At 56.8% G+C, this 19,253-nt stretch carries 18 protein-coding genes and 2 tRNA genes; 18 read left to right on the forward strand and 2 right to left on the reverse strand.

Going from position 1 to position 19,253, the window contains the following annotated elements:
* Positions 1–116: 116 nt before the first annotated feature.
* Positions 117–1,955 carry a translational GTPase TypA gene (gene typA, locus ACOYJL_RS08625; protein WP_433569822.1) on the forward strand — a complete coding sequence of 613 codons (1,839 nt, stop codon included), beginning with the start codon at positions 117–119 and terminating at the stop codon, positions 1,953–1,955.
* Between the two features lie 291 nt (positions 1,956–2,246).
* Here the strand turns inward: typA and ACOYJL_RS08630 are convergent, their stop codons facing one another.
* Positions 2,247–2,987, reverse strand: a complete 741-nt coding sequence (locus ACOYJL_RS08630; protein ID WP_433569823.1) for a trimeric intracellular cation channel family protein — start codon at positions 2,985–2,987, stop codon at positions 2,247–2,249.
* A 160-nt stretch (positions 2,988–3,147) separates the two neighbouring features.
* Between ACOYJL_RS08630 and ACOYJL_RS08635 the strand changes: the two genes are divergently transcribed.
* The 13 genes from ACOYJL_RS08635 to ACOYJL_RS08695 all read left to right on the forward strand — a co-directional run bounded on the left by ACOYJL_RS08635 (position 3,148) and on the right by ACOYJL_RS08695 (position 14,480).
* Positions 3,148–3,238, forward strand: a tRNA-Ser gene (locus ACOYJL_RS08635).
* 45 nt (positions 3,239–3,283) lie between these two features.
* A tRNA-Ser gene (locus tag ACOYJL_RS08640) sits at positions 3,284–3,374 on the forward strand.
* A gap of 197 nt (positions 3,375–3,571) precedes the next feature.
* A complete protein-coding gene (locus ACOYJL_RS08645; protein WP_433569851.1) occupies positions 3,572–4,786 on the forward strand; it encodes a DUF4013 domain-containing protein in 1,215 nt (404 codons plus the stop codon).
* Positions 4,787–5,302: 516 nt separating this feature from the next.
* Positions 5,303–5,596: a 30S ribosomal protein S6 gene (gene rpsF / locus ACOYJL_RS08650; RefSeq protein ID WP_433569824.1), complete on the forward strand. Its 294-nt coding sequence runs from the start codon at positions 5,303–5,305 to the stop codon at positions 5,594–5,596.
* A gap of 46 nt (positions 5,597–5,642) precedes the next feature.
* Positions 5,643–6,140, forward strand: coding sequence for a single-stranded DNA-binding protein (locus tag ACOYJL_RS08655; RefSeq protein WP_433569825.1), 498 nt, complete (start codon positions 5,643–5,645; stop codon positions 6,138–6,140).
* Positions 6,141–6,189: 49 nt separating this feature from the next.
* Entirely contained in the window at positions 6,190–6,465 is a 276-nt protein-coding gene (gene rpsR, locus ACOYJL_RS08660; protein ID WP_433569826.1) for a 30S ribosomal protein S18, read from the forward strand.
* A 35-nt stretch (positions 6,466–6,500) separates the two neighbouring features.
* Entirely contained in the window at positions 6,501–7,583 is a 1,083-nt protein-coding gene (locus ACOYJL_RS08665; protein ID WP_433569827.1) for a DUF2232 domain-containing protein, read from the forward strand.
* 23 nt (positions 7,584–7,606) lie between these two features.
* Positions 7,607–8,134 (forward strand): 50S ribosomal protein L9, encoded by a 528-nt coding sequence (gene rplI / locus ACOYJL_RS08670; RefSeq protein ID WP_433569828.1) that lies wholly within the window; start codon positions 7,607–7,609, stop codon positions 8,132–8,134.
* A gap of 509 nt (positions 8,135–8,643) precedes the next feature.
* Entirely contained in the window at positions 8,644–10,002 is a 1,359-nt protein-coding gene (gene dnaB / locus ACOYJL_RS08675) for a replicative DNA helicase (protein WP_433569852.1), read from the forward strand.
* Positions 10,003–10,144: 142 nt separating this feature from the next.
* Positions 10,145–11,425, forward strand: a complete 1,281-nt coding sequence (locus ACOYJL_RS08680; protein WP_433569829.1) for an adenylosuccinate synthase — start codon at positions 10,145–10,147, stop codon at positions 11,423–11,425.
* A 60-nt stretch (positions 11,426–11,485) separates the two neighbouring features.
* Positions 11,486–12,781: a phosphoribosylamine--glycine ligase gene (gene purD / locus ACOYJL_RS08685; RefSeq protein ID WP_433569830.1), complete on the forward strand. Its 1,296-nt coding sequence runs from the start codon at positions 11,486–11,488 to the stop codon at positions 12,779–12,781.
* Positions 12,782–12,931: 150 nt separating this feature from the next.
* Positions 12,932–13,654, forward strand: coding sequence for an NUDIX domain-containing protein (locus ACOYJL_RS08690; RefSeq protein WP_433569853.1), 723 nt, complete (start codon positions 12,932–12,934; stop codon positions 13,652–13,654).
* Positions 13,647–14,480: a hypothetical protein gene (locus ACOYJL_RS08695; protein ID WP_433569831.1), complete on the forward strand. Its 834-nt coding sequence runs from the start codon at positions 13,647–13,649 to the stop codon at positions 14,478–14,480. The genes ACOYJL_RS08690 and ACOYJL_RS08695 overlap by 8 nt, the downstream gene beginning before the upstream one ends.
* A 115-nt stretch (positions 14,481–14,595) precedes the next feature.
* Here the strand turns inward: ACOYJL_RS08695 and ACOYJL_RS08700 are convergent, their stop codons facing one another.
* Positions 14,596–15,486, reverse strand: a complete 891-nt coding sequence (locus ACOYJL_RS08700; RefSeq protein WP_433569832.1) for a pyridoxamine kinase — start codon at positions 15,484–15,486, stop codon at positions 14,596–14,598.
* A 206-nt stretch (positions 15,487–15,692) separates the two neighbouring features.
* On the opposite strand from ACOYJL_RS08700, the gene purE reads away from it, so the two are divergent.
* From purE to purF, 4 genes are all read left to right on the forward strand, one after another.
* Entirely contained in the window at positions 15,693–16,160 is a 468-nt protein-coding gene (gene purE, locus ACOYJL_RS08705; protein ID WP_433569833.1) for a 5-(carboxyamino)imidazole ribonucleotide mutase, read from the forward strand.
* Between the two features lie 71 nt (positions 16,161–16,231).
* The gene (locus tag ACOYJL_RS08710; protein ID WP_433569834.1) at positions 16,232–16,681 is read left to right on the forward strand and encodes a GatB/YqeY domain-containing protein; all 450 of its coding nucleotides are present in this window, start codon (positions 16,232–16,234) and stop codon (positions 16,679–16,681) included.
* Between the two features lie 53 nt (positions 16,682–16,734).
* Entirely contained in the window at positions 16,735–17,706 is a 972-nt protein-coding gene (srtB, locus tag ACOYJL_RS08715) for a class B sortase (protein WP_433569835.1), read from the forward strand.
* Positions 17,703–19,253 carry an amidophosphoribosyltransferase gene (gene purF, locus ACOYJL_RS08720; RefSeq protein WP_433569836.1) on the forward strand — a complete coding sequence of 517 codons (1,551 nt, stop codon included), beginning with the start codon at positions 17,703–17,705 and terminating at the stop codon, positions 19,251–19,253. The genes srtB and purF overlap by 4 nt, the downstream gene beginning before the upstream one ends.

A 19,253-nucleotide genomic window follows, 5' to 3' on the forward strand; every position in this document is an offset into this window, starting at 1 on the left:
TTATTACGTGGAACAGCCCAAACCTGAACACGAAGAACCGTGAGCTGGTATAAAGTTGCCACGAAATCGGTAAGCGTTAACGTTCATTGCGCAGACGCATAAGACGAGAGGTGCGCATGCTTCAAGAGCAGATTAGAAACATTGCAATTATCGCCCATGTCGACCATGGCAAAACCACGCTGGTCGACCAGATGCTCAAGGCCACTGATGCATTCCGTGCAAATCAGCAGGTCCAAGAGCGCGTTCTTGACTCCAATGACCAAGAGCGCGAGCGAGGCATCACGATTCTCGCCAAGAATATTTCCATTGAGTACAAGGGCATCAAGATCAACGTTATCGATACCCCGGGCCACGCCGACTTTGGCGGCGAGGTCGAGCGCGTTCTGAAGATGGCTGACGGTGCGCTGCTTTTGGTCGATGCTGCCGAGGGCCCTATGCCGCAGACTCGCTTTGTGCTGCGCCATGCCATCGATGCCGGTCTTGCCATCATGATGGTGGTCAACAAGATTGACCGCGATGGTGCGCGCCCCGAGGAAGTTGTGAACGAGTCGCTCGACTTGATGATGGACCTTGGCGCTTCCGATGATCAGCTTGAGTTCACAATGGAGCATGTCGTGTATGCATCGGCGGTCAACGGCTTTGCCCGTCTTGATCCCAACGACGGCAACATGGACATGTACCCACTGCTAGACATGATTATTGATGCCCTGCCTGCTCCTGACGTTGACCCAGACGGTCCGCTTGCCATGCAGTGCGTGACCATTGACCACTCTGACTATGTCGGTCGCATCGGCATCGGCCGTGTGTATTCTGGCACTATCCATGACGGCGACAAGATTCTTGTGGTGAAGAACGACGGCAGCCGTGCCATGAGCCAAGTGAAGCAGCTCTTCACCTTCGATTATCTTGGTCGCAAGGAATGCCAGGAAGTTGTTGCCGGCGACATCGGCGCTGTCGTGGGCGTCGACTCCACCGATATTGGCGACGTCTACACCGATCCTGAGAACCCTGTCGAGCTTCCTCCCATTGAGATCGATCCGCCAACGCTAGCTGTTGTCTTTGAGGCATCTACCTCGCCGCTCGTTGGTCGCGACGGCGACATTGTGGGCGGACGCCAGCTCAAGGAGCGCCTTGAGCAGGAGCGCGAGAACAATGTCACCATGCGCATTGAAGAGCTGCCTGACAAAACCGGCATTGAGGTTGCGGGCCGTGGCATCTTGCACCTTTCAGTCCTGATGGAGGAGATGCGGCGCGAGGGCTACGAGTTCCAGGTTGGTCGCCCGCGCGTTCTCTTCAAGAAGGACGAGAACGGCAATCGCCTTGAGCCAATTGAGCAGGCCGTTGTTGAGTGTCCCGGCGAATATTCTGGCAAAGTGATTGAGGTCTTCGGCAACGCCGGCGGCACTATGGTCTCTATGGACACCGGCACCACTCAGACGCACCTTGAGTTCAAGATTCCCACGCGAGGAATCATGGGCCTTAAGAACCGTATCCTCAATGTTACCCACGGCGAGGCTGTGTTCTATCACACCTTCCTTGAGTACGGTCCCTTTGCTGGTGACATCGGGAGCCGTCAAAACGGCGCCATGATCTCTATGTCCACGGAAAAGGCCGTTGCCTACGCGCTTGGCAATCTGCAGGAGCGCGGCCAGCTGTTCATTGAGCCTGGTACTGAATGCTATGAGGGAATGCTTGTGGGCGAACGTTCCAAGCCCGGTGACATTGTCGTCAACATCGCTCGCACCAAGCAGTTGGGTAACCAGCGCTCCTCTACGGCCGACATCGCAGTCCAGCTAACGCCGCCGCGCACCTTTACGCTCGAAGAGGCTCTTGAGTACATCATGGATGACGAGCTCGTTGAGGTAACGCCCAAACACATTCGCATGCGCAAGCGTATTCTCTCTGAGGTAGACCGTCGTAAGTGGGCGGTTCGCAATGGTCTCGTTAAAAAGTAGACCTTCATAGGGGATAGACTAAGCGCCCCCGAAAAGCGTTTACACGCTTTTCGGGGGCGCTTTTCGTATATGAAGTGGCTTTCGCACTAGTACCACTGAGGTTGCTGCAGAGATTCTTCGGTTGTAGGTCTTTTTACAGGAGGTTGCTAAGTATCACCGAAATAGTGCCATTTAACTACCTGCTGCGCAGCAAAGAGTTAGCCTTTTCGTACTAAGCATCTCTGTTATGAAAGACCTACAACCGAAGAATCTCTGCAGAGCCTCCGACGTTGAAAGCAATATCTCCGTTGCTTATCTATTCCTTCTACGCCGGGAGGTCGTGTTTGTGCGGGATGCAACGCGCCGGAGTTTGCGGACGCTTCCTACAACGCGGGGGGCGAGGTCAATGTCCGCTTGTGTAGCCACGTTATAGTGGAGCGACCAGCGACGAAGACCAACTGTGGCGGCAACGCAAAGAACGGCCGCCCAAGGCTTGCCCAGCCAAATGAACATGACCATGACGTAATAGACGGTAGAGCCAGCGACGGCGCAGAGGGCATAGTAGTTACTGGGGCGAAAGATTCTCGGAACGTCTCCTAGGAAGACGTCTCGGAGCATGCCGCCGCCAATGCCCGTGAGCGTGCCCATCAGGATTGCTGAACAGGGGAGTAGACCATAGACAATTGCCTTGTCGGTGCCAACAAGGGCAAAGAGGCCAACGGTAAGAATGTCTGACCATTCAAGCAGGTTGGGGAAAAGGGTGAACGGCTTTGGAAAGTAGTACGCGACAAGCCCGAGAATGACTGCGGCTGGGATTGCGTAGGGGCTCGAAAGCATGTATACGTCTCCAACCTGCATGATCATGTCGCGAATGAGGCCGCCGCCAAGGCCGCAGAGCATTGCTAGTCCGATAAAGCCAACCAAGTCTAGCTTGCGCTCTCTTGCTACGAGCACCCCTGAGATAGCACCCACGATAAGCGCAGCAAGGTCTAGCCACGCAGGAAGCGAGACAGCCGCAGTCTCAGGACCAAATTGCGAGAAGAGCTCGGGCATAAGCGATCACTTTCTAGTGAATGTTTGTTCTGAAGACAATGCGCTTCACAATAGTCCAATTTCGTCCAATTGCGCAGGTCTTTTGAACAAAGAGTAGGTAACTCAGAAAAAGTTGTCGCATTACATCGGAACATGGGATATACTAACCGACGCGGTTCATGGAGAGTTGTCCGAGTGGCCGAAGGAGCACGATTGGAAATCGTGTATACGCCTAAAGCGTATCCTGGGTTCAAATCCCAGACTCTCCGCCAGTAAATCCGGCGGCGTCCCCTCTGGGGCGCCGCTTTTCACCCCACGGAGGGGTGGCAGAGTGGTTGAATGCGGCGGTCTCGAAAACCGTTTACCCGCTATGCGGGTACGAGGGTTCGAATCCCTCCCCCTCCGCCATAGTTGGCTACCAAGGTCGACCTCGGTCGACCTTTTTTATTTTGTTGAGAGAATGCTCATAGCTCCTTTACCTTCTTTGGGTAGTCTTCTCTTACAATTACTGTCTGCAAGTCTCCATTGAGGAGGTTCTTATGGATGACGACAGCCTGAATGGCTATAGACATGACCACTATTTTGCGAGGTCGTGGAAGCTCACCATGCTCAATGGTGGCTACAAGACAGTGTTTCTTTTGGCCCTTTGTGCCTTAATTCCTATCGTGGGCCCGCTGTTTATGCTTGGCGGGGCTCTTGAGCATGGACGCCGAGTGGCGTGGGGTAGCAACGAGGGACCTGTCAAAGCCGGTCCCACCAAAGAAGGCATTGGAATGAAGACGTGCCTTGCTAGCGGATGGAAGGCCTTCGTTGTTGATCTAGGATGGGTTGCCGTAATCGCTATTGCCAAGGCACTGCTCTTGAACATTCCTGGGCTTGGCGATTCGGAGGTTTTCAACAGTATCCTGAACGTTCTTGAGGCGATCTTGTGCTTTGTGGTAGCGGTCGCGATGCTTCGCGCGACTATCTATCAGCACATTGCTCCTGGCTATCGCGTCTCTACCATCTGGAGCATGATTAAGCACGACCCCGCCGGGCTCCTGCGTCTTTTTGGCATGCGGGTCCTGATGATGGCCGTTGTCGCGCTGACGGTAATTCTTATCTTGGCCGGTGCCTTCGCTAGCGTATGGCCATGGATTCTCGAGCTCGTTTATATCGCAAGCGTAGGATATGCTTCCGATTACTATCTGCTTTACTTGATTGCCCAGATGATTCAGGCGCTGTTCCTTCCTCTTCTTGCAGTTATTCTCTTGGGCATCTTTTTGGTGTCTATCGTCTGCTGCATCATGTTTACTGGCTTTGGCCTTTGGATGAGGCAGTTCAACGTGCCAGCCTGGGGATCGGACAAGGATCCGCTTCCCTCCTTTGTGAACGAGACTTCCGACAGCAACCAAAACGGCCTCGTGGGGCTTCCAATGACCACTTCCGAAGGTTCGCAATCACCTGATGCGCCTGTGGCAAATCAGACTGACGAGCCCATTGGCACGCCTCAACCGCAGGCGCCCGTGGCGCACGAGAAGGACGAGCCCGCAGCAGCAGAGGGGCAGACACAAACTGAGCCCGCGCCCCAAGCTGGGTCCGATACTCAGCGGGTGAGCGAAATGACGGCTGCTGCGGCAGCAACGCCTGACGTATCCACCTCCGCCCAGCCCGAGCCTCAGGACCAAGTGTCTTCTTCGGAAGAGACAAGCTCCAATGACGAGGAGTCTGCCGAGCTTGACCCAATTGCTGTAGACCCCATTGAAGCTCCGGAGGAAATCGAGCCGGAGGATCTCGGCGCGAAGAAGGACGGTGGCGCGCAAGACAGCGCGCAAGAGTAGATTAGCCCACATAGCGACGCTTTAGAGATGCCCAGGTTGCCAACAGTCTGTGGCATCTCTCCTTTATATAAAAGCTTGTGCAAGTACAATGCACGACGCTTCGGTCGAGGCTTCAATCCAATCTTCTGTCTGGTCAATTTTTGGCAACGGGGTTTCTTATATAGGAGAATCAAACAGTTTGCGGGCAATAACAAGGCAGAAAGAAAGGCGGTCCTTGCATCCGTCCAAAATGGAACTCACTTGCTTGTGGAGAGCTCGTGACGAGGCATTGCTAATTTCGGAGGTCTCAAGAACGCGACAAGGCTTCTAGCAGCGAGCGTTTCCGCAGGTGAAAGATGTTGGAAAGACAGCCGAAAGGTTGATGTTCGGGTCTTAGGGTATCCTTTCTTTAGTGGGGGCGCGTGGAGCAGTTTTCGCTGGTACAGGAAGCATTGTGATATTATTTCCCTCTGACCTTTCCTGCCCCGAGTGCAAACCTTCACGTCTCGGGGCCATTAGCCCAGAGGAGGTGACAACATGAAGGCTTATGAACTGCTGTATTTTGTCGATCCTGCGTCTAACGAGGAGACCCGCGCGGGCGTCATGAAGCGCATCGAGGTCGCCGTTACCACTGATGGTGGCACCATCGATAGCGTTGAGGACTGGGGCAAGCGCAAGCTCGCCTACGAGATCGACAACCTGACCGAGGGTGACTACACCCTCATCAACTTCCACGCAGACCCCACCCAGATTGCCGAGCTCGACCGAGTTCTGCGCATCAACGATGCCGTGAAGCGCCACATGATCGTGCGCCGTTCGGACAAGGACTAGTTGTGGAAGCCGGGCATACGCCCGCTGATGAGAGGTAGTGAGCAGGATGAGCATTAACAGAGTTAACATTTCGGGCAACCTCACGAGAGACCCTGAGCTTCGTGCCACCGCTGGCGGTACGCAGGTGCTTGCTTTTGGCGTAGCGGTCAATGATCGGCGTCGCAATCAGCAGACTGGCGCTTGGGAGGACTACCCCAACTTTGTCGATTGCGTCATTTTCGGCACGCGTGCCGAAGCGCTTGCGCGCTACCTAAGGAAGGGCTCCAAGGTTGCAATAGAGGGCAAGCTCCGCTATAGCTCCTGGGAGACCAAGGACGGTCAGCGTCGTAGCAAACTCGAGGTTGTGGTAGACGACGTCGATTTCCTCTCTTCGAGGAACTCGCAGAACGCAGACGGTGGCTATAGCGCCCCCTCTCAGCGTCAGCAGCCCACCTATTCGGCACCTGCTCCATCGGTTGCTGCATCGCAGCAGCCCCAGCAGGCCCCTCAGGTTGTTCAGGCGCCGCCCTCGCCTGACGTCTATGACGAGGACATTCCGTTCTAATATTTCGGTAAGACGGTCAACGTATCGTCTGTAGAAAGGCAACGAAGACATGGCTCAGCAGAAGAAGCAAGAATTTCAGCGCCAGCCGCGTCGCAAGTACTGCCAGCTTTGCAAGGAGAACGTCGAGTTCATTGATTACAAGGACACTCAGCTCCTTCGCAAGTATATGACCGACCGCGGCAAGATCAAGCCGCGCCGCGTCACTGGCGCTTGCACGCAGCATCAGCATGACATCGCGGTCGCCATCAAGCGCGCTCGCGTTATGGCCCTTCTCCCGTACACGGTTCCCGTGGTTTCCAGCCGCGGCGGCCGTAACCGTGGGTAGAATCAGGTCGTAGGCTTCAAGAAGGACCTCGGGCAATGAGTGGCTGCAACGGAGTAGAAGACAAGCAGTGGGGATTCTCAACTCGGCGAGGGAGCGTCCAGACGGGCGATTCTAACGGCGGGTCGATAGTTCCTGCCGGTGGTCAGGCTCCTACACCTGCGCCCAACGGAAGGGCAACGCTGATTGGCGGCATCATTTCATGCCTCATCGGCGGAATTCTTACTGGTTTTTTGCCTGTCGTTGGGTGCATGCTCGTCGCGTATGGGCTTGTGTTTGTCTGCTCCGGCAGAGGCTTGGGCTACGCACTCGGCACGCTTGTGGCAACTGCTGCGGTTGTGACGGCAACGGCGTTTTTTGCCGGCACCGTGTACGTGCCTGACGCAATCATTGCCGCACTGCTGGCTTTTGCCTGCGCCTACTCAATGGTGCGCAAGCGGCTAACTCCTACGGTTGGGTTTCTTGTGGTGGTTGGCGGTACGCTAGGGCTTATAGCCTCGAGTACCATCTACCTTTCACAGGCGGGAAGCTCCATCCAAGAGGTTATTCAGCAGGTTATCAACCAGTATCTCGAGGTAGCGGCTTTGCAGTCTGCCGCCATGGTGTCGGCGGTTCATGCTGTGGGGGATTATTGTCTGCAGTATTGGCCGTCGCTCTACCTCTTGACGGCAATAGCCTTCTTTGGCTTCGCCTATCTTGGGGTGCGCGTTGCTGCCCCAAAGGCAAATCCAAAGGTGGAGCTCCCCGACTTCACCCAGTACGACGTTCCCCTGTGGCTCGTTGGGGTGTTTGTGGTTACGCTTTTGGCGCTCTCGGCCAATGCAGTTAATCCCACGTTAGACGACGTGGTGACAATTGTTTGCGACAATCTTCTTGTTGCGCTCAGGATTGCGCTTGCGCTGCAAGGTCTTGCGATTGTCGCGTGGGTTGCAAAGAGCAAGAAGGCAGCCACGCCTATGAAGGTTGCTGCATATGTAGCGGCCGTCTTTCTTGAAGTTGAGCTTTATTTCATGGCTATCCTCGGTTTCGTGGATGTGTGGGCCAACTTCCGTCACCTCGCAAGAGGTGTGGGCAAGACCACTATCCAAGAAGACGATGGCCAAGATAATGGATCGGTCTAGCCGATTGTTCTAAGGAGTATCCCATGAAAGTCATCCTCTTGGATGAGCTCAGGGGCAAGGGTGGCGAGGGCGACATCGTAGACGTCGCCCAGGGCTATGCAGAGAACTATCTGTTCCCCAACAAGATTGCCCAGCCTGCGACCCCCGGCAACATCAAGCAGCTTGAGGAGCGCCGCCATAACATCGCAAAGCGCGAGGAGAAGCGCATTGCTGATGCCGAGGCGACCAAGGCCGTTCTTGACGGCAAGTCTGTGAAGGTTGACGCCAAGATTGGCGATGAGGGCCAGCTCTTTGGCTCTGTCACCTCTCAGCAGATTGTCGACGCCATCAAGGCTCAGCTTGGCGTTGAGCTTGACCGCAAGCGCATTGCTCGCGGCGCAACCATTAAGACCTCTGGTGCCCACAAGGTCGAGGTCAACCTCTATCGTGACATCAACGCCACGATCACCGTGCTCGTCGGTGTCGACGCAGCCGAGCCCGCGCCCGAGAAAGAGCCCGAGGCAGAGGCTGAGGAGAATGCCGAGGAGAATACCGAGGCTGTTTCTGAGTAGCTTGTCAAGTTTTGAACAACCACCATTTCTAGCTGGGGATTTCAACAATAACCACAGGTAGAGGGCTTGGTTGTAAGCGGAAAATTCCGCTATGTTCTTTTCGTGATTGCCCCGTGAGTGAATTCGCGCCGCGGGGCAATCTTTTTTACTGAATTTCTTTGTGCCATTTACCTGCGGAAACGTTAGACGAACGGATAGGCAGCAATAAAATCGTAGGAAAACGCAGCTCATTTTGCATAAATGTGAATTTGTCCGGTTTACGGGGGCTTGACAAATCAGAACAGCGGAAAAAATTGTTGAAAACGTTGAAAACTCGAGAAACCCCCGCTATTAGGCGTGGACCATTAACAATCTCAGTGGATGGTTGCTCATGGCCTCGCCGCACTCGTCCGCTGGCATCCCTATATTTGATGTAGCATCCTCAACACAAGCGTTTCTACGCTCACAGAGAGACTGAGAAAGAGAAGGACCCCTTGCCTCAAGAAGACTTCGATATCAACCCAACGAGAATGACCGCAACGCACGAGACCGCAATGCCGCAGGACCCGGAGGCAGAGGCCTCTGTTCTCTCGGCCATGATCTTGTCTCGTGACGTTCTGCAAGAGTGTCTTGTTGAGCTCGAGCCGGATGACTTCTACATTCCTTCAAACCAGAAGATCTTCTCTGCAATCTCAGAGATGTTCTCTCGCAATCTGCCTGTAGACACCATTTCCCTCGCTGACTATCTCAAGACGCAGGGCGAGCTTGAGCGTGTCGGTGGCAGAGCTTATCTGCTTGACCTTGGCAACAACACGCTGGCGCTGGCGGGCTGGCATAACCACGTTGACATGATTCGTCGCGACTCTACGCTCAGACGCATGATTTCGGCGTCTGCCCAGATCACCGCCTTAGCCTACGACGCCCCCGAGAATACAAAAGAGGTTGTCGACAGGGCTGAGAAGCTCCTTCTGGACGTGACCAACCGAGATGTCCGCAACAGCTACCAGTCGCTCGAAGAGATTATGGGCGAGTACTATGAGCAGCTGGGCGAGCTCTGCGCCGACCAGTCGAAGAAGCTTGGCGTAAGCACGGGATTTCCCTCCATCGACGCCATGCTTCTGGGCCTTCGCCCTGGTCAGATGGTTGTCGTCGGCGCCCGTCCTGGTGTCGGTAAGACATCGTTTGCGCTGAACCTTGCTGTCAACGCTGCTGCTGACGGCGCGAGCGTCGCGTTCTTCTCTCTTGAGATGAGCAAGGTCGAGATTGCGCAACGCTTGCTCTCGTCGCAATCGGGCGTCTCTCTGCAGGACATTCGCGCGGCGCGCATTCGTGACAACCAGTGGCCAATGCTTCTCCAGGCCACCGACGACCTCTCGCGTCTCGATATCATGATTGACGATACGCCTGGCACGACAGTTACTGAGATTCGCGCAAAGGCGCGTCGCATGCTTCACGGCAAAGAGCTTGGCGTGGTTATTGTCGACTACCTGCAGCTGCTTTCCCCGCCCGTCGGGGGGCACCGTGCTGACAGCCGTGCCACTGAGGTCTCCGAGATGTCTCGTGGCATCAAGATCATGGCCAAGGACCTCAACTGCCCCGTCATTGCGCTCTCTCAGCTCAATCGTCAGGTCACCGATCGAAAGGGCCAGAAGCCCCAGCTCTCCGACCTGCGCGAATCCGGCTCCATCGAGCAGGATGCGGACATCGTTATCCTGCTTGACCGCTCGATGACCGAGGACGAGGCCGCGCGCGACGACCGTCCCGACGTTGGCATCACCAACTTCATAATCGCAAAGAACCGCTCCGGCGCGCTCGGCGAGGTGCCCCTCACCTTTGTGGGCAACAAGACCAAGTTCCTCGAAGTAACCAATCGTTATCCAAACGACTAGCGGAGTCATCATGGCGACCGCCGACCGTCGCTGCGCGGGCTCGTTCATGCCGTATACTTACATAATGCGGAAGACCGACTGCGGGCTTTCGTGGTTGCCGGCATGAGCCGGCGCCATTCTCACAACAATCGAAGGAGAAGCAATGCCGGCTACAGTTCTCGTGGGTACTCAGTGGGGCGACGAGGGCAAGGGCAAGGTGACCGACCTTATTTCTGGCGATTATGACGTCGTTTGCCGCTATGCCGGCGGTGCCAACGCAGGTCATACCGTCATTGCTGGCGGTCATAAGCTAGCCCTTCACCAGGTTCCCTCTGGCGTTATGTACAAGGGCGTCTATCCCGTCATCGGCAACGGCTGCATCGTTGACCCGGAGATTCTTCTGAGCGAGATTGACATGCTCGAAGAGCAAGGCATCTCTTGCGATGACCTCAAGATCTCGGGGAACGCTCATATCGTGATGCCCTATCACAAAGACCTTGATGGCGCGCACGAGAAGAAGCTCGGAAAGAACCTCATCGGCACCACCAAGCGCGGCGTTGGTCCTACCTATATGGACAAGATGAACCGTATCGGTCTGCGCATTCAGGACATGCTGGACGAGAAGATCTTCCGCGAGAAGCTCGACGCGGCGCTGTCTTACACCAACCCCATTCTCGAGAAGGTCTATGAGCTCCCCACCTACACGGTCGACCAAATCTGCGAGACCTATCTGCCGTATGCCGAGCGCATCCGCCCCTACATCGTCGAGAGCTCCATGTTCTTGAACGAGCAGCTCGAGGCCGGGAAGAACATCCTCTTTGAGGGCGCCCAGGCAACGATGCTGGACATCGATCACGGCACCTATCCGTTCGTCACGAGCTCCAACTGCACCGCTGGTGGAGCCGTCACCGGCTCGGGAGTTGGTCCCACCCAGATCTCTCGCGTCCTTGGCGTTGCAAAGGCGTACCTCACGCGTGTTGGCTCCGGTCCTTTCCCGACAGAGCTGTTTGACGAGGTTGGCGACAAGCTGGGCGAGGTTGGCCATGAGTATGGCGTTACTACTGGTCGCAAGCGTCGCTGCGGCTGGTACGATGCCGTTGTTGTCAACTACGCCGCCCGCGTGAACGGTCTTACCGACCTTGCCATCACCAAGCTCGACGTCCTCGGCTGCCTGGACGAGATCAAGGTCTGCGTTGCCTACGAGTGCGACGGCAAGACCTACAAGACCGTCCCCGAGTTCCAGGGCGTCTTCTACCACGCAAAGCCCGTCTACGAGACCCTGCCAGGATGGAAGTGCGACATCTCCAACGTTCGCAACTTCTACCAGCTCCCCCGCGAGGCCAAGGACTACATCGACTTCCTCGAGCAGCTCGCAGGCGTGCGCGTCTCCATCATCACGGTTGGGCCTGACCGCGAGCAGACCATCAACCGTGGCTGGAAGTAGAGCTCTTTATGCTGATGCCGGCGCCTGTGCGCCGGCACAGCTTGTTAGGGAGGCCCATCCATGAGCGATTCAAAGATTGACATCCTGCTGCTTGGCGCCGGCGGTCGTGAGCATGCGCTGCTCACCAAGCTTGCCGAATCTCCCCGTGCAGGCAAGTTGTGGGTTGCGCCGGGCAATGGCGGCATGTACGCAATAGCCGAGCGAGCCGGCATCAATCAGAATTCTCCAGTCGAGGTTGCAGACTTTGCCCGCAAGCAGGGCATTGGCCTCGTGGTCATCGGTCCCGAGGCACCGCTTGTCGAAGGCGTGGCAGACGCGGTGCGCTCAGCTGGCGTCGCCTGCTTCGGCCCCAACGCCTCTGCGGCTCGCATGGAGGGCTCCAAGAAGTTTGCCAAGCAGGTCATGGCCCGCGCTGGCGTCCCTACGGCCGCATGGCGCTCGTTCACCGACGAGCAGTCCTGTGCCGATTATGTCAAGCGCATTGGCGGCCCCTGCGTCGTGAAGGCAGACGGTCTGGCGGCTGGCAAAGGCGTCATTGTTGCCTCAACCACTGATGAGGCGCTAGACGGCGTTCACGAGTGCTTCTCAGGTCACTTTGGCGAGGCTGGCAGCACCGTTGTGATTGAGGAGACCCTTGAAGGGCCCGAGTGCTCTCTTCTCGCTCTTACTGACGGCCATACGCTGGTGCCGCTTGCCACCTCGCAAGACCACAAGCGCGCCCTTGATGGAGACAAGGGTCCCAATACTGGTGGCATGGGCGTCTACTCTCCTGTCCCGCTGGTGACTGACGAAGAGCTTTCCGCGATGATTGCAATCGAGCAGCGCGTGGTTGATGAGCTTAACTCTGAGGGCATTACCTACTCTGGCTGTCTTTATGGCGGCTTCATGCTTACCAAGGACGGTCCCAAGGTGCTTGAGTTCAACGCGCGCTTTGGCGACCCCGAGACCCAGGTTGTTCTCCCGCGCATGCGTGGCGACCTCCTCGAGGCGTTTCTTGCCTGCGACAATGGCACGCTTTCTCCTGACATGGTTTCTTGGGATGATGACTGGGCGGTCTCTGTGGTGCTTACCAGCGCCGGCTACCCCGGCAAATACGAGACGGGCAAGCCCATCACGGGAATCGAGAATGCCGAGAAGCTCGAGGGCGTTACCGTCTACCATGCGGGTACTGCGCTTTCTGATGACGGGCAGCTTGTGACTGCCGGTGGTCGCGTGCTGGATGTAACCGCCGTGGCAGACACCTTCGATGATGCCCGCAAGCAGGCCTACGCCGCCTGTGACCTCATCAACTTTGAGGGCAAGACGTTCCGTCACGACATTGGCATGAAGGCAATTCTCGGCAGGCAGAACCTCTAGAGGGCATCTAGTATTGAAAGGGGCGCAAGGCGCTTGACGGCCGATAGCAACAAGAACATTCAGAACAAGAACGAGAAGGACGAGTCCACAAGCCAGTCAACGGATGAGCCTGTCTCTGCGTTGCAGACAGACTTCTCTGCAAGACCCACAATGGACGACCTTCGCGACGCCGTCTCTGACATGCGCTCCGTTGCAAACAGCCTTACCTACGACGGCGACCGCACGAGGCAAGACCACCTGTCCGGCGAGCCCGTCGCTCGTCGCCTTGTCTTGGGTGACGAGGACCCGCGTGACGCCAGTCTCTCTGAAGTGCCCGTCTCTGAGGATGTCGCCTGGAAGGGTCGCATCTTTAACGTCAACCGCCTTCGTGTTCGTATGCCAGACGGTCGGATTGCCCTTCGTGATGTGGTGCGCCATCCCGGAGCCGTAGCCATTGTTGCTCTTACTGACGAAGGTCGCATCTGCCTTGTTCGCCAGTACCGCACGGCGCTTGGCCGCGTGACGGTAGAAATTCCCGCTGGCAAGCTGACGCCTGGCGAGGACCCCCTTGAGGCGGCAAATCGCGAGCTGCTTGAGGAAACCGGAATGGTTGCAGATAAAATGGCCTATCTGACTACCATTGCCACGTCTGACGGATTCTGCGACGAGCTCATTCATATCTACATGGCATCGGGCCTGATTTTTAAGGGCTCCAGTCCCGATGCCGACGAGTTCATCAACGTTGACCTCGTTGAGCTGCCAGATCTTGTCGACGCCGTCCTTGACGGTAAGATTGAAGACGCTAAAACTGTGGTAGGCGCCCTCATTTGTGACGCTGTGTCGCACAGGCTTACCATGACTAATCCCAGCGACGGGGAGAGTTTCAATGGCTAAGAAGTACGAGGTAGCACGCAGACAGACAAACGCCTTGACCGAAGACGAGGCCGAGAAGCTCTTTGAGACCGTCGACGAAACTGGTCACTCAAACGAAGAGCGTGCTCGTCGTGAAAAGAAACTGCGCAGCGAAAAAGGACAGGGAGAGGAATTTGACCCGCTGTCTGCCGGAGACCCCTCAGGCTCGAACGTTGGCCAGGTCATTGCAAAGACCGCTGTCGGCGTTGTTGTAACGCTCCTCGTCGTCATTGTCGCCGCACAGGTTATCTATGGTTTGGTGCGCCGCTCCAACACGGCTGACCTTTCGAGCAACGTTACGGTTTCTACAGTTGCCTCTGCCCTGCGCGGCGGAGTGGAGTGGGGCAACGGTTTCACGCAGTTCCCCGAGGACTTCTCCGTCCAGGAAGCCGACGAGAACACGGGAACCGTTGAGGTCACGGTCATCGACACATCCTCTGAAGACGCTCTTGAGTGCTTCGCTGGCTCGCAGGTGCAAGCAGCCGCATTTTCGGTCAACTGTCTGCTCAACCCCAATATCGACACCGTCATCTACCACGTGAACGTCCATATGGACTCTGAGGGCAACTTCCAGCAGTCCTCGTTCTTTGGCTTCTTCAAGCCGACGGGCGACGTCACGTCGTTCATGACCTTCGTCTGGACAAAGACTCAGTCGTCTGATGGCGTGTACTTCAATTGTTCGATTACGGGCGTCAACGACGACGTTCAGGACGAGCTGCGCGACGCCATCACCACGTCGTTCACTCCGGTGCAGATTATCTCTGACCTCACTGGCTCGTCTTCGTCCAGCTCGTCTGACAGCCAATAGCAGCAGCGTCCGCTACGAGGCGGCGCGGATGGGCTTCCAACAAGAAGCGGGCGGTCCCTTCTCGACGTAGTGAGGGACCGCCCTTATTGCTTGTCGCTTTTTTGGCGACGATTGCCTAGGAGCGGGGGACTTCCGGTCGGGGCACTAGCTCGGTGACCTCCCCGAGAATGCTTTCAAACGACACTCCGCGCGCAACGTTGTCTGGCTGGTAACGCGTCAAGATCATAGACTCGCGGACAAACCCGCTGGCAAACTGCACCGCGTCGCGCAGCCCCTTCCCGCACATGATTGCGCCGAGCATGGCCGAGGCAAAGAGGTCGCCGGTGCCGTGGCACATGTACGGGAGCTGCTCGATGGCTACCTCAACACGGTCAAAGTCTCTGCCTGCGATAAAGTTGCGAAGCGTTCCGTCATTGCGCATGACGCCCTTCAGCACAACAGCCTTTGCGCCCATCTCGATCATTGCATCGAGGTAGGCGTCCACCTCGGCATCAGAAAGGTCCGTGCCGTGATAGTCCATGCCGGTCAGAATGTGCGCCTCGGTAAGATTGGGCGTCAGCACGTCTGCATCCTTTACCAGCTCGCGCGTCTTGTCGCAGAGCTCCTTTGTATAGGTGGGATAGAGGATGCCGTCGTCGCCCATCACGGGGTCAACGATGCGAAGTGCCTTGGGGTGCTCGCGGTATAGGCGCTTGATGCTTTCCACTTGCTCTGCAGAGCCAAGGAAACCAGAGTAGATAGCGTCCAGCTCGACGCCTTCTTTAATCCAGGCGTCCAGGTAGTCATTGAGCATAGAAGTGGTGTCATGCATGTAGAAAATGGGGAAACGCGTGTGAGCCGAGAAGAGCGACGTGGGCACAGGGCATACGTCGCAGCCTGCTGCGGAAAGAACGGGGATGGCGGTGCCAAGCGAGCATTTGCCATAGCCGCACAGATCATGGACTGCGGCCACACGCGGAATATAGGCGCCTTTGCGCTGGTAGAGGACGGGATTGCTTGAAGTCATTATGTCCCTCTCAAAAAAGCGAACACTTTGAGCATCCGCTGACGAATACCGTTCCTCATAATAACTGCCGACAGGGAGGAGCGAGAGCCGCAGAACGACACATGCTTCTAACCTGCGCAGATGCGAAGGCTTTTTGACCTTCTCGCCGTCATTGACAAGGTGCAACTATACTGAAGAAGTCTATGAGACAACATCAAGGAGGACGCATGGCAGACGCGATCGCACCGCTTGTTGGAATCATCATGGGGTCAAAGTCGGATATGCCGGCAATGGAGGCCTGCACTGCAGAGCTCGATGAGCTTGGAGTTCCCTACGAGCTCGTCGTCGCGTCGGCTCACCGCGCACCAGAAAAGGTCCATGAGTGGGCAACGACAGCCGCAGATCGCGGCATCAAGGTAATCATTGCCGCAGCTGGCAAGGCTGCGCACCTTGGCGGCGTCGTTGCCGCCTATACCCCGCTGCCCATCGTTGGCGTCCCCATGAAGACCAGCGACCTTGGCGGAATGGACTCGCTGCTCTCGATGGTTCAGATGCCGTCAGGCGTACCCGTGGCCTGCGTAGCAATCGGGGGAGCAAAGAACGCCGCTATTTATGCAACGCAGATTCTTGGCGCAACAATGCCCGAGTACCGCCAGAAGATCGTTGACCTTAAGCGTCAGATGGCCGAGGCATAAAAGACTGCGGCTGCCCGGCGGGAGCGCCCGCCGGGCTTCTGTTTCACTGCACCATGAAAGGAAGTCGTTCCGTGAAGAAGGAAGAGCTGCTCGAGCAAATTAAGGGAGCCATGAAGGCGCGCGACAAGGTGCGCCTCTCCATTCTTCGTCAAGTAAATCAAGGCGTTAAGCAGATTGAGGTCGATAACCGCCGCGATGCAACCGAAGCTGACGTAACTGCGGTTGTTAAGAAGCTTCAAAAGGTCATCGCCGAGGAGCTGGATGGCCTGCGCAAGGCCGGCACTGAGAGCCATGCCGACCGCATTGCCGAGCTCACTGAGCAGGCAGAGATTCTCGATCAGCTGCTTCCTGAGCAGCTTGCGGGCGATAAGCTTGAGCGCGTGGCCGATGACGTCATCGAGAAACTCGGAGCAAGCTCCAAGCGCGATATGGGCAAGGTCATGGGCGAGCTCACCAAGATCACAAACGGGAACCTCGACAAGCGCGCCGCTGCCGCATACGTGGGCAAGAAGCTCAGCTAGTCTCCCCGCGCTCCGCGCTAGGACTAGGACTACCAAGAAAGGCATTACGTTTCATGGCAAACAGCCAAGGCAAGCACTTCAGCAACTCGGAAAACAAGCCCGCGCACGCGAACTCGGCGCAAGGCTTCATTCCTGTCGTCTCAAGTGATTCCGAATCGAACGATGGGGCTTCTCGCGCCTCGCGCAACAGGCGCAATCGCCGCGTGAAGACAGATGCCTATCGCGAGACCGATCCGTATGACCTTTCGGGCAAGCGTTCGCGCGACCCTAAGAAGCGTCGCAACCGCATCATTTCAACCATCCTGTTCGCCGTTGGCATCGGACTGCTTGTTGTTGCGGCCGGCATGTGGGGCTACAAGCAGTGGGAGTATAAGCAGCAAGACGAAGAGAACGAGAAGCTTGCGCAATACGCAACGGTAGACGATGAGGGAAACAATCCGCCGGTTGTCGACTGGGCTGCGCTCAAGGCGATAAACCCCGACATTGTCGGTTGGATTCAGATACCGAATACTGTCGTGAGCTTCCCGGTTTTCCAGGGGGATGACAACGACGAGTACCTGCATACCAACGCAGAGGGCAACTACTCGCTTGGCGGACAGGTGTTTTTGGATGCCGAGAACACGGCTCCTGGCATGCAGGACCAGCAGTCCATCATCTATGGGCACCATCTGCGCAACGGCGCCATGTTCAAGCCAATCGCCGACATGGACAACCAAGAGGCGTTCGATTCCGTCTCGACTGTTTGGTATGTGACGGAAGACGCAACCTATGAGCTGGAGCCGCTCTTCGTGTATTACACAGACGAGAACGACACCAATGTGCGCATCTTCGACTGGTCTTCGGAAGATGAGTTCCACCAGTATCTCAGCGACCTTCTGGGAAAGTCGGTCACGAGCCGTTCGGATGCGGCCGACATCATTCCTAACGTGAGCCACGTGCTTACGCTCTGCACCTGTAACTACATCGACGGCTACGGGCGCACCATCCTCGTGTGCGTCCCGAAGGGAGAAGTGAGCGGCTCGTGACAGAACAGACCTGTGGGGTTCGGGATGTCGTTGACCTAGGTCAAGACGACGGCGACACCGCAGAGATTCATGACGAGTGCGGCGTCTTTGGCGTGTGGGCACCCAATCGCGATCCGGCGCGCATGACGTACTTTGCCCTCCGTGCGCTGCAGCACCGTGGCCAGGAGTCGGCTGGCATTGCGGTGGGCGACGGGAAGACCGTGCTTGTGCGTAAGGACCTCGGTCTTGTTACCCAGGTCTTCACTGAGGCCGATCTTGCCGCAATGCCCGGAAAGGTTGCCATTGGCCACTGCCGTTATGGCACTGCCGGCGCAAAGGGATGGGAAGCCGCGCAGCCGCACCTCTCGACCATCGATGACACAATCATTGCGCTGGCTCACAATGGCACGCTGGTCAACTTTGACTCGCTTCGTCGCGAGCTCATCGAGATGGGCATCCCATTTCGCTCAAACACCGACTCTGAGGTCGCGGCAAAGCTGATCGGGTACTTTACGCAGCGCGGTCATCGCCTGCGTTCGGGCATCGCGCATACCATGCGAATGATCAAGGGCGGCTACGCAATGGTGCTCGCGCGCGAAAATGCGCTTTACGCGTTCCGCGACCCTCACGGAATTCGTCCTTTGGTGTTGGGCAAGCTTGGAGAGAACGAGTGGGTAGTCGCTTCGGAGACGTGCGCGCTCGACATCGTTGGCGCTACCTACGTGCGCGACGTCGAGCCTGGGGAGATCATCCGCATCTCTGACGATGGAATGCGCTCGGAGCGCGGGCTTCCGCCTGCCGACCGGCATGACTGCATCTTTGAGCACGTGTACTTCTCGCGGCCCGACTCCATCAAGGACGGCAGCTCGTTCTATCTCATGCGACACAATATGGGCCGTCGCCTTGCACGCGAAACTCCTGTTGACGCCGACCTCGTGATCTCTGTGCCTGACTCTGGAACGCCAGCAGCCGAAGGCTATGCCGCTGAGCTGGGGCTTCCGTATGGCACTGGCCTCATCAAGAACCGCTATGTAGCTCGCACGTTCATTCAGCCCACGCAGGAGCTGCGCCAGCGCGGCGTGCGCCTGAAGCTGAACCCATTGCCTGACGTGGTGCGTGGTAAGCGCATTGTGATGGTGGACGACTCCATCGTGCGCGGAACAACCTCAAAGCAGATTGTTCGTATGCTGCGCGAGGCGGGCGCTACCGAGGTGCACGTGCGCAGCGCTTCCCCCATGGTCAAGTGGCCTTGCTTCTATGGAATCGACACGGCCAATCAGGATCAGCTCATTGCCGCAAACATGGAGCTCAAGGAGATCTGCTCCTACATTGAGGCGGATACGCTGGGGTTCCTCTCGATTGAGGGGCTACTCTCCTGCGTGCCGTCCGGAGGCTATTGCACGGCATGCTTCACGGGGGACTATCCCGTCGAGATCCCCAAGTCCTTTTATGAGGAAAAGTTCCTTCCCGGATATACGCCACACAATCCCGACCCAAGCGCTTCGGACGCTAGCATAAGCATTTCCGATATCGCGTTCGACCTCAAGGAATCGGAGAATGGAGACTGA

The sequence above is a fragment of the Tractidigestivibacter sp. genome (assembly GCF_050946515.1).
Taxonomy (GTDB): Bacteria; Actinomycetota; Coriobacteriia; order Coriobacteriales; family Atopobiaceae; genus Tractidigestivibacter.

Excerpts from the sequence above, each read along its gene's own strand:
- ACOYJL_RS08630 (WP_433569823.1), bottom strand. The coding sequence starts at position 2,987 with ATGCCCGAGCTCTTCTCGCAATTTGGTCCTGAGACTGCGGCTGTCTCG.
- srtB (WP_433569835.1), top strand. The coding sequence starts at position 16,735 with ATGGCAAACAGCCAAGGCAAGCACTTCAGCAACTCGGAAAACAAGCCC.
- purD (WP_433569830.1), top strand. The coding sequence starts at position 11,486 with ATGAGCGATTCAAAGATTGACATCCTGCTGCTTGGCGCCGGCGGTCGT.
- ACOYJL_RS08690 (WP_433569853.1), top strand. The coding sequence starts at position 12,932 with ATGGACGACCTTCGCGACGCCGTCTCTGACATGCGCTCCGTTGCAAAC.
- typA (WP_433569822.1), top strand. The coding sequence starts at position 117 with ATGCTTCAAGAGCAGATTAGAAACATTGCAATTATCGCCCATGTCGAC.
- rpsR (WP_433569826.1), top strand. The coding sequence starts at position 6,190 with ATGGCTCAGCAGAAGAAGCAAGAATTTCAGCGCCAGCCGCGTCGCAAG.
- dnaB (WP_433569852.1), top strand. The coding sequence starts at position 8,644 with ATGACCGCAACGCACGAGACCGCAATGCCGCAGGACCCGGAGGCAGAG.
- rpsF (WP_433569824.1), top strand. The coding sequence starts at position 5,303 with ATGAAGGCTTATGAACTGCTGTATTTTGTCGATCCTGCGTCTAACGAG.
- ACOYJL_RS08655 (WP_433569825.1), top strand. The coding sequence starts at position 5,643 with ATGAGCATTAACAGAGTTAACATTTCGGGCAACCTCACGAGAGACCCT.
- purE (WP_433569833.1), top strand. The coding sequence starts at position 15,693 with ATGGCAGACGCGATCGCACCGCTTGTTGGAATCATCATGGGGTCAAAG.
- ACOYJL_RS08695 (WP_433569831.1), top strand. The coding sequence starts at position 13,647 with ATGGCTAAGAAGTACGAGGTAGCACGCAGACAGACAAACGCCTTGACC.
- ACOYJL_RS08680 (WP_433569829.1), top strand. The coding sequence starts at position 10,145 with ATGCCGGCTACAGTTCTCGTGGGTACTCAGTGGGGCGACGAGGGCAAG.
- ACOYJL_RS08665 (WP_433569827.1), top strand. The coding sequence starts at position 6,501 with ATGAGTGGCTGCAACGGAGTAGAAGACAAGCAGTGGGGATTCTCAACT.
- ACOYJL_RS08700 (WP_433569832.1), bottom strand. The coding sequence starts at position 15,486 with ATGACTTCAAGCAATCCCGTCCTCTACCAGCGCAAAGGCGCCTATATT.
- rplI (WP_433569828.1), top strand. The coding sequence starts at position 7,607 with ATGAAAGTCATCCTCTTGGATGAGCTCAGGGGCAAGGGTGGCGAGGGC.
- ACOYJL_RS08645 (WP_433569851.1), top strand. The coding sequence starts at position 3,572 with ATGCTCAATGGTGGCTACAAGACAGTGTTTCTTTTGGCCCTTTGTGCC.